This is a genomic window from Achromobacter spanius, assembly GCF_002812705.1.
GTDB lineage: Bacteria > Pseudomonadota > Gammaproteobacteria > Burkholderiales > Burkholderiaceae_B > Achromobacter > Achromobacter spanius.
The window spans coordinates 2,798,591-2,810,926 of record NZ_CP025030.1 but is presented as its reverse complement, the minus strand read 5'-3'; the positions used below and the strand labels follow the sequence as shown (position 1 = coordinate 2,810,926).

The 12,336-nt window shown below is 65.4% G+C and carries 11 protein-coding genes; 6 read left to right on the top strand and 5 right to left on the bottom strand.

The genetic code is table 11. The features are described from left to right. The first annotated feature begins 75 nt into the window (after positions 1 to 75). The gene (locus CVS48_RS12715; RefSeq protein WP_100854769.1) at positions 76 to 606 is read left to right on the top strand and encodes an REP-associated tyrosine transposase; all 531 of its coding nucleotides are present in this window, start codon (positions 76 to 78) and stop codon (positions 604 to 606) included. 135 nt (positions 607 to 741) lie between these two features. Here CVS48_RS12715 and CVS48_RS12710 read toward each other — a convergent pair whose 3' ends face one another. Together CVS48_RS12710 and CVS48_RS12705 are read right to left on the bottom strand one after the other, a co-directional pair. Beyond that, complete coding sequence (locus CVS48_RS12710) at positions 742 to 1,710, bottom strand: Bug family tripartite tricarboxylate transporter substrate binding protein (RefSeq protein ID WP_100854768.1); 969 nt, start codon at positions 1,708 to 1,710, stop codon at positions 742 to 744. A gap of 102 nt (positions 1,711 to 1,812) precedes the next feature. After that, on the bottom strand, positions 1,813 to 2,928 hold the full coding sequence (locus tag CVS48_RS12705) for a 4-oxalomesaconate tautomerase (protein ID WP_100857634.1): 1,116 nt from the start codon (positions 2,926 to 2,928) through the stop codon (positions 1,813 to 1,815). Between the two features lie 61 nt (positions 2,929 to 2,989). Between CVS48_RS12705 and CVS48_RS12700 the strand changes: the two genes are divergently transcribed. From CVS48_RS12700 to CVS48_RS12680, 5 genes are all read left to right on the top strand, one after another. After that, positions 2,990 to 3,931 carry a LysR family transcriptional regulator gene (locus tag CVS48_RS12700; RefSeq protein ID WP_100854767.1) on the top strand — a complete coding sequence of 314 codons (942 nt, stop codon included), beginning with the start codon at positions 2,990 to 2,992 and terminating at the stop codon, positions 3,929 to 3,931. Between the two features lie 4 nt (positions 3,932 to 3,935). Beyond that, positions 3,936 to 4,412: a GNAT family N-acetyltransferase gene (locus CVS48_RS12695; protein ID WP_100854766.1), complete on the top strand. Its 477-nt coding sequence runs from the start codon at positions 3,936 to 3,938 to the stop codon at positions 4,410 to 4,412. 98 nt (positions 4,413 to 4,510) lie between these two features. Continuing rightward, the gene (locus tag CVS48_RS12690; RefSeq protein WP_100854765.1) at positions 4,511 to 4,879 is read left to right on the top strand and encodes a COG4315 family predicted lipoprotein; all 369 of its coding nucleotides are present in this window, start codon (positions 4,511 to 4,513) and stop codon (positions 4,877 to 4,879) included. A 26-nt stretch (positions 4,880 to 4,905) separates the two neighbouring features. Next, positions 4,906 to 5,418: an RNA polymerase sigma factor gene (locus CVS48_RS12685; RefSeq protein WP_100854764.1), complete on the top strand. Its 513-nt coding sequence runs from the start codon at positions 4,906 to 4,908 to the stop codon at positions 5,416 to 5,418. Between the two features lies 1 nt (position 5,419). After that, positions 5,420 to 6,235 (top strand): anti-sigma factor family protein, encoded by an 816-nt coding sequence (locus CVS48_RS12680; RefSeq protein WP_100854763.1) that lies wholly within the window; start codon positions 5,420 to 5,422, stop codon positions 6,233 to 6,235. 61 nt (positions 6,236 to 6,296) lie between these two features. Here CVS48_RS12680 and CVS48_RS12675 read toward each other — a convergent pair whose 3' ends face one another. From CVS48_RS12675 to uca, 3 genes are all read right to left on the bottom strand, one after another. After that, a complete protein-coding gene (locus tag CVS48_RS12675) occupies positions 6,297 to 7,568 on the bottom strand; it encodes an IS256 family transposase (RefSeq protein ID WP_100857483.1) in 1,272 nt (423 codons plus the stop codon). A gap of 395 nt (positions 7,569 to 7,963) precedes the next feature. Continuing rightward, complete coding sequence (locus CVS48_RS12670; protein WP_100854762.1) at positions 7,964 to 8,692, bottom strand: GntR family transcriptional regulator; 729 nt, start codon at positions 8,690 to 8,692, stop codon at positions 7,964 to 7,966. Continuing rightward, positions 8,689 to 12,333 carry an urea carboxylase gene (uca, locus tag CVS48_RS12665; RefSeq protein ID WP_100854761.1) on the bottom strand — a complete coding sequence of 1,215 codons (3,645 nt, stop codon included), beginning with the start codon at positions 12,331 to 12,333 and terminating at the stop codon, positions 8,689 to 8,691. The genes CVS48_RS12670 and uca overlap by 4 nt, the downstream gene beginning before the upstream one ends. Positions 12,334 to 12,336: the final 3 nt, after the last annotated feature.

Below are 12,336 nucleotides of genomic sequence, written 5' to 3'. Positions count from 1 at the left end.
TGCCGAAATCATCTCTCTATCGCGGCACGCGTTACGCCAATTCCTTATGCTTCCCTTTTCACTCCGGAGGCGGAAATGACTGCGTATCGGCGTTTGTATATCCCCGGTGGCACTTACTTCTTCACCGTCACCGCGCAGGATCGGGAACATCAGGATCTGATCGTTCACGCAGCCTGGCTAAAGGCCTGCATACGGGCTGAACAACAGATCGCGTCGTTCGCGGTGTTGGCGGCGGTATTGCTGCCTGACCATCTGCACATGATCTGGCGGCTGCCCGCAAGCGATGCCGACTACTCTGGCCGCTGGCGCAGGATAAAGACGCGGTGTTCCCGGGCGCTGCGCCCTTGCACCGTCCGCCGCAGCGTCTACCGCAAAGGCGAGCGCGGCATCTGGCAACGGCGCTTTTGGGAGCATGTCATCCGCGATGAGCGCGAGCTGTCCGCCTGCATCCACTACATCCACATGAATCCCATCAAGCATGGCCATGTGACCACGCCCGACGCCTGGGAGCACACGACGTTTCACGCTTGGCAACGGCGGCAAATCGCTTGGCGCAGCGCTTGCCGTCACACCCATAACTTGCGACCTACACCGTCAGCGTCCTAACGTGCCGCCATCCCACCGCTCGCGATCAGCGCAGGCCGCGTCCTGGCGTGCCATCACCCGCGCGCCTTGCGACAGGCGCATGCCAGCCCCTACCGCGTCGCCACACCCACGGCTTGCGACAGGGCGCCGCCGCCCCTACCGCGCCGCCAACTTTCGCTTATCGGCCAATTGTTTCCACCGCACGGCCTCGCTTTGCACGAACGCCCCCAGTTCAGCGGGCGTACTGCGGCGAACTTCCGCGCCTTGCTCAGCTATCTTCGTCGCGACAACCGGGTCGGACAATGCCTGATTCAGCGCCTTGTTCAGCTTATCCACCACCGCCAGCTCGACCTTGGCCGGAGCGAAGATGGCGTACCACTGCGGCACGTCCACGCCGGACACGCCGGCTTCTGCCAAGGTCGGCAGATCGGGCAGTGCCGCGATACGGCTTGACCCTGCTACCGCCACCGCCTGGATCGCGCCAGACTTCAGGTGCGGGTACACGCTGAACAAGCTGGGGAACATCACCTGCGTCACGCCGGCCAAGGTGTCGTTCAGCGCGGGGGCGGAACCTTTGTACGGCACGTCCAGCATGGCGATCCCGGTGGCCTGGTTGAAAAGTTCGCCCGCGATCGCCGGCGCGGTGCCGGGTCCGGCGGAGGCGAAGTTCAGGCCATCAGGATGCTCATGCCCGTACTTCACCAGGCCGGCCACGTCCTTCACCGGTATGCGTTTGGACACAACCATGATGGTGGGCGAATCGGCCACCATGCCGATGGGCGTGAAGTCCTTGACCGGGTCGTAGTTGAGCTTCTGCATGGCGGGGTTGATGCCATGCGTGCCGATGTAGCCCAGCATCAGCGTGTAGCCGTCCGCCGGCTGGCGGGCCACGTAGTCGGACGCAATCGCGCCCTGCGCGCCGGGCTTGTTCACCACGATGACGGTCTGGCCCAGGAGTTCGCCAACCTTCTGGCCCACCACGCGCGCCAGCACGTCGTTGCCGCCGCCCGCGGCAGTGGGCACGACCAGGGTGATTGCGCGTTCAGGGTAATCAGCCTGCGCCACGGCGCTTGCGGCCAGCAGCATGGCGGCGGCACAGAGGGCTTTGATGGGATGATGCTTCATTGCTTGTCTCCAGATATAGCGATGGCCGTGTTGTGACAGCCTCTTTGCGGGCCGCTTCGGCGGTAAAAAAATCGGGTTGATGGATAATTTCAAACTGGCGCGTTACGCAACCGCGCGCATCGGCTCGGCGCCGGCCAGCACATAGTGGCCGGGCACATACAGCAGCCCCTTCATGATCTTGCGCGCCGTCCGCACCAAGCCCGCCGCGCGCACCTCGCCACTGGCCGTGTCCAGATCGACATCGATGTCCATGCCTCCGGACGGATGTTCAATGCGCACCGTGCGATACCCCGCCACCACGGGCGGCCCGCCGCAAGCATGCGCCACGGTGCCCGGCATCAGAAACGCGCTGGCCACGCCCACTGCACCCGTTGCCGCGTGGGCGCGATGGCAGGCGCGAGGCGTGAAATAGCGTGAATGCAAGGCCAACGCACCCGCGCTATCGCATGGCGCCACCAGCACCGGTTTGGGTATGACGCTCTGCGACACGTCACCCAGCCCCATGCGCAGGCCCGCTTCCAGGCGAATGCGCTCCATGCGTTCAAGCAAACCCGCGTTGCCGTCCAATTGCGCGGACGTTTCGTCGCCACGCAGGCCGAAGTCCTGGGCGCGCATCAATACCATCGGCATGGCGGCGTCGATCAACGTCACCGCCACTCCATCAATGTATTCCTGCCGCTGCCCGGTGGGAAAAAGCTTGCCGGTGACTGCGCCCCAAGCCTCCAGAAAGTTCAGCCGCACCGGTGCCGCCGTGCCCGGCACGCCATCAATGCGCGCATCGCCTTCGTAGGTCAGGTGGCCGCCCGGCGTCTGCACCACGGCTTCGATCACCGCGCCGGTGTTGACGTTGTGCACCCGCACCGATGTGACGCCATCGCGCGGCACGACCAAGCCTTCGTCAATGGCAAAGGGCGCGGCGCCCGACAGCATGTTGCCGCAGTTGGGCCGGGTGTCGACCATGGCGCGGTCTACCGACACCTGCGCAAACAGGTAATCGATATCGCAGTCCGGCCGGGTCGAGCGCGACACGATGGCCACTTTGCTGGTCAGCGTGTTGCCGCCGCCGATGCCATCAACTTGCAGCGCATGGGGCGAACCCATGGCGGTCAACAGCAGGCGGTCGCGCTGCACCGGGTCGGCCGGCAGCCAGTCGCCCAGAAAAAAGGGGCCGCGCGACGTGCCGCCGCGCATCAGTACGCAAGGGATTTCGGTTTCCATGGAAGCCATTCTGCGACTTGGCGGCTATTATTTGAATTGCAACTTACGGATGGATTAATGCATGGCACGCATCAATTTCGATTTGCAGGAATTGCAGGCCTTCGTCGCGGTAGCCGAACGCGCCAGCTTTCGCGCCGCCGCTGAAGACCTGCATTTGTCACAGCCCGCGCTCAGCCGCCGCATCGACAAGCTGGAAAGCATCCTGGGCGCGCGCTTGCTGGAACGCACTACACGGCGCGTGGCCTTGACGCAGGTGGGCCGCGTATTCCTGGAGCGCGCGCGCAGCGCCATCGACGAACTGGAAAGCGCCGTGCTCAGCATCGGCGACCTGGCCGCGCAGCGCGGTGGACTGGTGACGGTGGCCTGTGTGCCCTCCGTGGCCTATTACTTCCTGCCGTCTGTCATCCGCGATTACACCGAGCGCTTCCCGCGCATCCGCGTGCGCATCATCGACGAAACCGCCAACACGGTGCTCAACAGCGTGGTGACGGGTCGCGCTGATTTCGGCATCAGTTTTTTCGGCACCCAGGAACCGGATGTGGATTTCAAGGCGGTGCTGCGTGAAGACTTCGTCTTGGCGGTGCGGCGCGACCACCCGCTGGCCGGCCGCCGCAGCGTGTCCTGGGAAGCGCTGTCGCAGGAACGCTTCATGACGGTAGCCAAGGAAAGCGGCAACCGCCTGTTGATTGACGATGCGCTGGCAAAGAGCGGCAAGCGTACCGTCAGCGCGTTTGAGGTCAGCCACGTGATGACCTTGCTGGGTCTGGTGGAAGCGGGCCTGGGCGTGGCCGCCGTGCCGCAGTTGGCCATGCCGCTGGCGGGGCATGCCACGCTGACGAGCGTCAAGCTGGAACACCCGCGCGTCACGCGCACGCTGGGCTTGATCGCCCGGCGCGGCCGCCCCCTGGCGCCCGCCGCGCAACAGCTTTATAACTTGATCCATCAGGCCGGCAAGACAGCCAAACGCAAAACGCCGTCTGCAGAACCCATTTCGAAACCCTAATTTCATGATGTCTAACGCCACCCCGGATCATTCCCTGGCGCTGCAACCCGCCACCGAAGAAGACGTGCCCTTTCTGCTGGCGCTGCGCAAAGCCACCATGCAGGAACATATGGAACGCGCCGGCGCGCCCGCAACGGACGCGCATCATCTGGCCCGCATCCAGTACCACTTCGACGACGCGCAAATTGTCTGGGTGGATGGCCGCCCCGCCGGCCTGTTCAAGCATTACCGCGATACGGACGGATGGCGCATCGTGCAGATTCAGATCGCGCCGGATTTCCAGGGCATGGGCCTGGGCCGCCGCCTGATCGAGCCCGTGCTGGACCGGGCGGACGCGGAAGGCGCGCCCGTCACGCTGAGTGTGCTGAAAGGCAACCCCGCCCAGCGGCTCTATGCGGCCCTGGGTTTCATCCCCGTCAAGGAGACCGACCTGGAGTTTGAAATGCGTTACGAACCCGGCGCCGTCCGGCCGGTCGGCTGAGCGTTGCAGAATATTTTGGGCTTGCGGGAATATTCCCGCCATGGCCGGCGTCTGTAGCGGGCAGTCATCCCTTTCCCCATCTACGTACGAGGCTCAACATGCGCACACATATCGCCGCCGCCCTGGTTCTTGGCTCCGCCGCCCTGTTCTCGGTCGGCGCCCACGCCCAAGCCGTCAAAACGCAAGACGGCATCCTGGTCAACAGCGCGGGCATGACGCTCTACACCTTCGACAAAGACGCCGCGGGCAAAAGCGCCTGCAACGACGGGTGCGCCAAGGTCTGGCCGCCCGTCGCCGCCCCCGCCGACGCCAAGCCCATGGGCGACATGACCGTCATCACCCGCGACGACGGCTCCAAGCAATGGGCCCACAAAGGCAAGCCCGTGTACCTGTACGTGAAGGACACCAAGCCGGGCGACAAGACGGGCGACAACTTCAAGGAAGTCTGGCACGTCATCAAGCCCTGATCCGCGACGGCTCCTGTCTGGCTGCCATGCGCGCCGACGACGAGGCCCTGATCCTGGCCTGCATCCCCAGCCTGCGGCGATACGCCCGCGGGCTGACGGGCGACCCGCATCGGGCCGATGACCTGGTTCAGGACACGTTGGAGCGCGCCTGGAGCCGCTATTCGCGATGGCAAAAACGCGGCGAGCTGCGGGCCTGGATGTTCGGCATCATGCACAACCATTTCATCGACGGCGTGCGCGCCAACAACCGGCGGGCGGATCAGACCGCCCCGGGCGACCTGCCCGACCTGCCGGTGCGCGCCACGCAGACCGACCAGTTGGAGGTGCGCGACCTGGACCGCTGCCTGCAAGCCCTGCCTCCCGAGCAGCGGGAAGTGCTGTTGCTGATCTGCGTGGAAGACCTGTCCTACCAGGACACCGCGCGCGTGCTGGACGTGCCCATCGGCACGGTCATGTCCCGGCTGTCGCGCGCCCGTGAGAAGTTGGCTGCGCTGATGCGCGGACACGATTCGGTCAGCCGCTTGCATCGCGTGAAATGACATGAACGAAAAATCCCTCCATCCGGTGCCCAGCTCGGGCAGTCCCATCACCGAAGCCGATCTGCATGCCTATGCGGACGGCCAGTTGGCCCCTGCCCGCCATGCCGAGGTCGACGCCTTCCTGGCCTCGCATCCGCAGGATCAGACCCGCGTGGCGGACTGGCAGGCGCAACGCCGCGCGCTGCATGCGCTGCTGGATCCGGTGCTGGACGAGCCCTTGCCCTTGCGGCTGCCTCTGAAGGCGCCGACACGGCAGTTGCCGTGGCGTGCATTGGCGGCCGGCGTAGCGATCGCGGCAGTCAGCGCGGGCGCGGCGTGGACGGTACGCGGCGCGATGGATGCGCGCCATCTGCAAACCGTGCTGGCCACCGCCGGCCCGGACCGCGCGGCGGGCGGTTACGCCCAACGCGCCGCCATCGCGCATGCGGTGTATGCCCCCGACATGGGCCGCCCGGTGGAAGTCAGCGCCGACAATGAAAAGGGTTTGGTCACGTGGTTGACCAAGCGCATGGGCGCACCGGTACGGGCGCCATCGCTATCGCAAGCAGGATATGAACTGGTGGGCGGCCGCTTGCTGCCCGGCGGTTCTGGCCCGGTGGCCCAATTCATGTACGGCGGGGCGGACGGCCAAAGGCTGACGTTGTACGTCACCCGCGAAGCCGCGGGCGGGCAGACCGCGTTCCAGTTCACGCAGGAAGGGTCGGTGCGGGTGTTCTATTGGGTGGAAGGCCAGTTCGGCTACGCCCTGTCCGGCGCCGTCAGCCGGGATGAGCTGCAACGCGTATCGCAAGAGGTTTATAGGCAGTTGCAGGGGTAGTGGCGGAGCCGATCCCGTTGGGCCTGTCCGTATTTTTGTGGGCGAGGCGTTTTAAAAGTTGTTATCCCCGCACCGCAGTAAACCGTTCACCGAACAGGATAGCAAACTGGTTCATGGCGGCTTTCCAGTCGAAGGTCGCCCTGACGGACTTGGCCAGCACATTGCGTAGCGCCAGCCATAGGAGCTTGATGGCGGCCTCATCGTTGGGGAAGTGCCCCCGCGTCTTGATGATCTTGCGCAACTGCATGTTCAAACTTTCAATGGCGTTTGTGGTGTAAATCACGCGTCTGATGTCTGGCGGAAAGACGAAGAACGGCGTGACGTTCTCCCAGGCCCGCTGCCAGGCCTGGACGATCGTTGGGTACTTGATCCCCCAGGGTCCATCGGCGAACGTTTGCAGCGCCTGCTCGGCCGCTTGTTCGCTGGCGGCAGCGTAGATCGGACGCAGGGCAGCGGCCACTGCCTTGCGGTCTTTCCATCCCGCGTAATCCAGGCTGTTGCGGATCAGATGCACGATGCAGGTCTGTACCGTCGTGCGCGGGAAGGCTGCGCCAATAGCATCGGCCAGGCCCTTCAGGCCGTCGACGACCGCGATCAGGATGTCCTGGCAGCCACGGGTCTTCAGGTCATTGAAGACCTTGAGCCAGAACTTGGCCCCTTCGGTCTGCTCAACCCATAGGCCCAGCACGTCGCGCTGGCCGTCGGCCTGCACGCCCAGCGCCAGATACACCGCCTTGTTGCTGACCCCGCCGTCGTCACGGATCTTGACCCGCAACGCATCGAAGAACACCACCGGGTACATCGCCTCCAGTGGCCGGTTCTGCCAGGCGATGGTTTCGGTCATGACCTCGTCGGTGACCGAGCTGATGAAGTCAGGCGAGACCTCGGTGCCGTAGCTCTCGGCCAGGAACGCCTGGATCTCGCGCACGCTCATGCCCCGGGCGTACATGGCAATGATCCGGTCATCGAACCCGGTGAAGCGCCGCTCGTGCTTGGGGATCAGGATCGGCGCGAAGGAGCCGTCCCGGTCGCGCGGCAGTTCCACGCGCACCGGGCCATGCTCGGTCAGCACCGTCTTGCCACTGGCGCCGTTGCGCTCGTTGGCCTGGCCTTCGGGCTTGTCCTCGCCTGGCCGATATCCCAGATGCAAATTCATCTCTGCGGCCATCGTCCGCTCGATCACGGCCTTCTGGAACGACAGGAACAGGTCTTGAACCTCGCTGGGCGTCATCGGTCCCTTGACCAGATGATCCAGCAACTCGGCCGGCACTTCAGGCAGCGGCCCGCGGGCCGCTGCCTGAGCAGCTGCTGTGCGTCTCTTCTTCATCGGCATATCCATGGTCTTTAGTCCTCATGATATGCCTCGCACACAAAATCACGGATAGGTCCATCCCGTTACGGCGCGAGCCCCGCCGATGGATGACGCCGCGGACACCCCCGCCCGATGGGTTTCTTCGCGAGCACCGTCCGATGGGTTACGCGCGATCAACACCAGTGTTTTTCAAAAGACATTCCCGCGCTTCACCCATCCTACATTCCCGGCACCGCATCGTAGGATGGGTGAAGCGCGAAAACCCCGCCGCAAAATCCCCACCCCCCATCGCGCGTAACCCATCAAACCGCCGCCCCGTAGGATGGGTGAAGCGCGAAATCATCTCCGCAAGGACTCCACCGCCAATCGCGCGCAACCCATCAAGCAACCGCGCATCGGGATGGATGCATCCCCCCTCACCGCCCCCCTTCCCTTGCCTCATGCAGCATATGCAGCGTGATCTTCCTTACTTCCGCCTTGCTCATCTCAATATGCGACTTCAGCATCCTTGCCGCCTCATCCCCGCGCCGTGCCAGCACGGCCCGCAAAATCGCTGCATGCTCGTCATACGTCGCATCCACCCGGAAATCCTTCGTGAAATCCAGCCGTCGCACAATACGAATCTTCTCCGTCACGTCCCGGTGTATCTGCGCCATCTCCGGATTCCCGGCCGCCGCCACCAATGAACAATGGAACGCCTCATCCAACTGCGCCACCAGCCGCCCGTCCAGAATCCGCTGAGGCGGAGGCACCAGCCACACGTCCTTCAGCGCACCCAGAATGCCGGATTCGTCCATCTGCTCGCGCGTGCACAGCTTGTCCACCGCCGCCTGTTCCAGCACCACCCGCACGTCGTATAGCGCTTCGAAGCGTTCAAAATCAAAAGGCCGCACCTGCCAGCCGCTGCGTGGGCTGGCCAGCACGAAGCCCTCGCGCTCCAGGCGGGCCAGGCCCAGCCGCACCGGTGTGCGGCTGACACCCAGCCGCGCCACCAGATCCGCCTCGGTAAAGCGTTCACCCGGCAGCATCCGGAAATCGAACAAATCGTCCTTGATGCGCTGATACGCCTGGTCAGCCAGTGACCCGGCCAGCGCCGGCGCCTGTCGGATCGCCGGGCTGACCTGGACGGATTCCAGGCGCATCATCCCGCCACGGTGCAGGTGGCGTCTTCCGCCAGCACCACCAAGGGGTCGCCCGCGTTCACCGGCTTGCCCGGCACACAGCGAATCGCCGTGACCGTGCCCGACGCGGGCGCAATCACCGACAGCTCCATCTTCATGGCCTCGACCACCACCAGCGTGTCGCCCGCCGATACGCTCTGCCCCACCTGGACCGGAATCTTCCAGATGTTGCCGCACATATCCGCGCTGACCAGGCGTTCGCCCTCGCGCAGCGCCGTATCGGCCTCGGCCTCTTGAGCCGGCGCCTCTTGCTCCACCGCCACGTCTTCGCTCTTCCACAACGCCACTTCGGCGTCGAAGGCGCTTTTCTGGCGCGTCTGGAACACGGCAATGCTGTCCGCCTGCTCGGCCAGGAAGCGCTGGTGCGCGGCGAAGTCAAACACTTCTTCTTCAATGCGCACCGTCGCGCGCCCTTCGCGGAAGTCTTCGCGCAGCACGTCCAGCTCGGCCTCGGTAACCGGGTAGAAGCGCACCTGATCAAAGAAGCGCAACAGCCACGGCTTGCCATCCTGGAACACCGGATTCTTCAAGAACTTGTTCCAGATGGGCAAGGTGCGGCCGACCAACTGATACCCGCCCGGCGAATCCATGCCGTAGATGCACATGTACACGCCGCCGATGCCCACCGTGCCTTCCGCCGTGAACGTGCGCGCCGGGTTGTACTTGGACGTCAGCAGGCGATGGCGCGGATCGATCGGCACCGCGCAAGGCGCGCCCAGATACACGTCGCCCAAGCCCATGATCAGATAGCTGGCGTCGAACACAATGTCGCGCACGTCGTTGCGGCTGGCCAGCCCGTTGATACGCTGGATGAAGTCCACATTGTTCGGCAGCCAGGGCGCGTTGGCGCGCACGGTTTCCTGATAGCGCTGCACCGCGCCCAGCGTGGCCGAATCCTCGAAGGCCATGGGCAGGTAGACCACGCGCGTGGGCACCTTCAGCGTGGCCACGTCGGCCAGGCCGGCCTCGATCTTCAACAAGCGTTCGATCAACGCGCCTTGCAGAATCTGGCGGCTGTCATAGCGGATCTGCAACGAGCGCACGCCCGGCGACAATTCCTGCACGCCCGCGATCGGGTCGGCGTTCAACGCCTCCATCAGCAAGTGAATGCGCATGCGCAGCGCCAGGTCCAGCACGTTGTCGCCGTATTCCAGCAGCAGGTAGCCGTCGCCCGCCTGGCGGTACGACACCGACGGGCGCGAGCCCTCGGCCGGCAAGGCGGCGACGATGGTTTCGGACACCGTGGCGGGCACGGGCGATGGCGCCGTTGCCGTAGGCGCTACCGCCGACAGCGCCGCCACGCTTTGGTCTTGCGCGGCTTCCAGCGCCACGGCTTGCGGATAGTCCATGCGCACGAAGCGGATGCGGTCGCCCGGCTTCACCTGGCCCACCTTCCACAGTTCGGCGCGCGCGATGGTGACGGGGCACACAAAGCCGCCCAGGCTGGGGCCGTCGCGCGTCAGGATGACGGGGCTGTCGCCCGTGAAATTGATGCTGCCGATGGCGTATTCGCAATCGTGGATATTGGACGGGTGCAGGCCCGCCTCACCGCCGTTCTCGCGCGCCCAGGTGGGCTTGGGGCCGATCAGGCGCACGCCCAGGCGGTTCGAGTTGTAATGCACTTCCCAATCCGCCGCGAAGAAGGTGTCGATGGCTTCGGGCTGGAAGAAGTCCGGCGCGCCGTGCGGGCCGTACAGCACACCGATTTCCCAGGTGTTGCCGTAGGTGGGAATCAGCTCGGCCGGTGCGGGCATCGGCTCTGCCACGGGCACGGCAGCACCCGCCTCGCCCAGCTCGGGCCGCACCAAGGGCAGCATGTCGCCCACGCGCAGCGTGCGGCCGGCGTGTCCGCCGAATTGGCCCAGCGCAAAGGTCGAGCGGCTGCCCAGGTAAACCGGCACGTCCAGCCCGTTGCGCACGGCCAGGTAGCTGCGGCAGCCCGACAGCGCGCGGCCGGTGGCCAGCACCTGACCCGAACGCACGGCAATCGGCTGCCACATCGGCACGGGTTCGCCGTCCAGCGTGGCGGCGCATTCGGCGCCGGTCAGCGCCACGATGGCGTCGCCGTGAAAGCGCAAGGTCGGCCCGATCAGCGTGGCCTCGATGCCGGCCGCGTCCGGCGCATTGCCGACGATGCGGTTGGCCAAACGGAAGGCATAGTCGTCCATCGGGCCCGAGGGCGGCACGCCGATGTCCCAGTAGCCGGTGCGGCCAGGATAATCCTGCACGCTGGTATAGGTGCCGGCCTCCAGCACTTCAATGGCGGCGGGCCGATACGTGAAGCTTTCCAGGAAGCGCGTGGACAGCTTGCCGGCGCGGAAGCGTGCGTCGGCAACGATCTGGCGCAGGTAATCCAGGTTGGTGGCAATGCCGTGCAGCCGCGTGCGCGCCAAGGCGTCCGCCAGCTTGTCCAAGGCCGCATCGCGCGTGTCCGCGTGCACGATCAGCTTGGCCAGCATGGGGTCGTAGAACGCCGGCACGTCGGTGCCGGTCGCCACCCAGCCATCCACCCGCACGCCTTCAGGGAAGGACACCTCGGTCAGCACGCCCGGCGACGGCTGGAACTGGCGCAGCGGGTCTTCAGCGTACAGGCGCACTTCGATGGATGCACCCTGCGGCGCGCGCGACATCGCGGCGATATCCAGCGCTTCGCCCGCGGCCACGCGCAGCATGCATTCCACCAGGTCCAGGCCCGTAACGGCCTCCGTCACCGGATGCTCGACCTGCAAGCGCGTGTTGACCTCCAGAAAATAAAAGCTGTCGCGGGCCGGGTCGTAGATGAATTCAACGGTGCCGGCGGAACGGTAGTTCACCGACTCGCCCAACTGCACGGCCGCCGCCAGCAAGGCCGCGCGTGTCGCGGCCGGCAGCAGCGGCGCGGGCGTTTCCTCGATCACTTTCTGATTGCGCCGCTGCACCGAGCAATCGCGTTCGCCCAGCGCCAGCACGCGGCCCGCGCCATCGCCGAAGATCTGCACTTCCACGTGGCGCGCGTTGTCCACATAGCGTTCGATGAACGCACCGCCATCACGGAAGAAGTGTTCGCCCATGCGTTGCACGCTGTCGAACGCCACGGTCAGTTCCGCTTCGTTCTCGCAGCGCGACAAGCCGATGCCGCCGCCGCCCGCCGTGCTCTTGAGCATGACCGGGTAGCCGATGCGTTCCGCGTGCAACAGCGCTTCACCCAGGCTGGCCAAGAGCCCCGTGCCCGGCGTCATCGGCACGCCCGCTTCGGCCGCCAGTTCGCGGGAACGGTGCTTCAGCCCGAACTCGCGGATCTGCAAGGGCGTGGGGCCCACGAACGCAATGCCCGCCGCTTCGCAGGCTTCGGCGAATTCCGCGCTTTCGGACAGGAACCCATAGCCGGGGTAGATGGCTTGTGCGCCGTGCTCGCGCGCGGCCGCCAGCAGCAGGTCCATGCGCAAGTAGCTGTCGACGGCTTTTTCTCCGCCCAAGGCCACGGCCACATCGGCCTCGCGCACGTGCGCGGCGTTGCGGTCGGGGTCGGAATACACGGCCACACTGCGGATGCCCAGCCGCTTCAGGGTGCGGATGGCGCGGACGGCGATCTCGCCGCGGTTGGCAATCAGAACGGTATCGAACACGGT

Coding starts and splice junctions, on each gene's coding strand:
- CVS48_RS12690 (WP_100854765.1), top strand. CDS start 4,511: ATGCGCACACATATCGCCGCCGCCCTGGTTCTTGGCTCCGCCGCCCTG.
- CVS48_RS12705 (WP_100857634.1), bottom strand. CDS start 2,928: ATGGAAACCGAAATCCCTTGCGTACTGATGCGCGGCGGCACGTCGCGC.
- CVS48_RS12715 (WP_100854769.1), top strand. CDS start 76: ATGACTGCGTATCGGCGTTTGTATATCCCCGGTGGCACTTACTTCTTC.
- CVS48_RS12710 (WP_100854768.1), bottom strand. CDS start 1,710: ATGAAGCATCATCCCATCAAAGCCCTCTGTGCCGCCGCCATGCTGCTG.
- CVS48_RS12675 (WP_100857483.1), bottom strand. CDS start 7,568: ATGCCGATGAAGAAGAGACGCACAGCAGCTGCTCAGGCAGCGGCCCGC.
- CVS48_RS12695 (WP_100854766.1), top strand. CDS start 3,936: ATGATGTCTAACGCCACCCCGGATCATTCCCTGGCGCTGCAACCCGCC.
- CVS48_RS12685 (WP_100854764.1), top strand. CDS start 4,906: ATGCGCGCCGACGACGAGGCCCTGATCCTGGCCTGCATCCCCAGCCTG.
- CVS48_RS12680 (WP_100854763.1), top strand. CDS start 5,420: ATGAACGAAAAATCCCTCCATCCGGTGCCCAGCTCGGGCAGTCCCATC.
- CVS48_RS12670 (WP_100854762.1), bottom strand. CDS start 8,692: ATGATGCGCCTGGAATCCGTCCAGGTCAGCCCGGCGATCCGACAGGCG.
- CVS48_RS12700 (WP_100854767.1), top strand. CDS start 2,990: ATGGCACGCATCAATTTCGATTTGCAGGAATTGCAGGCCTTCGTCGCG.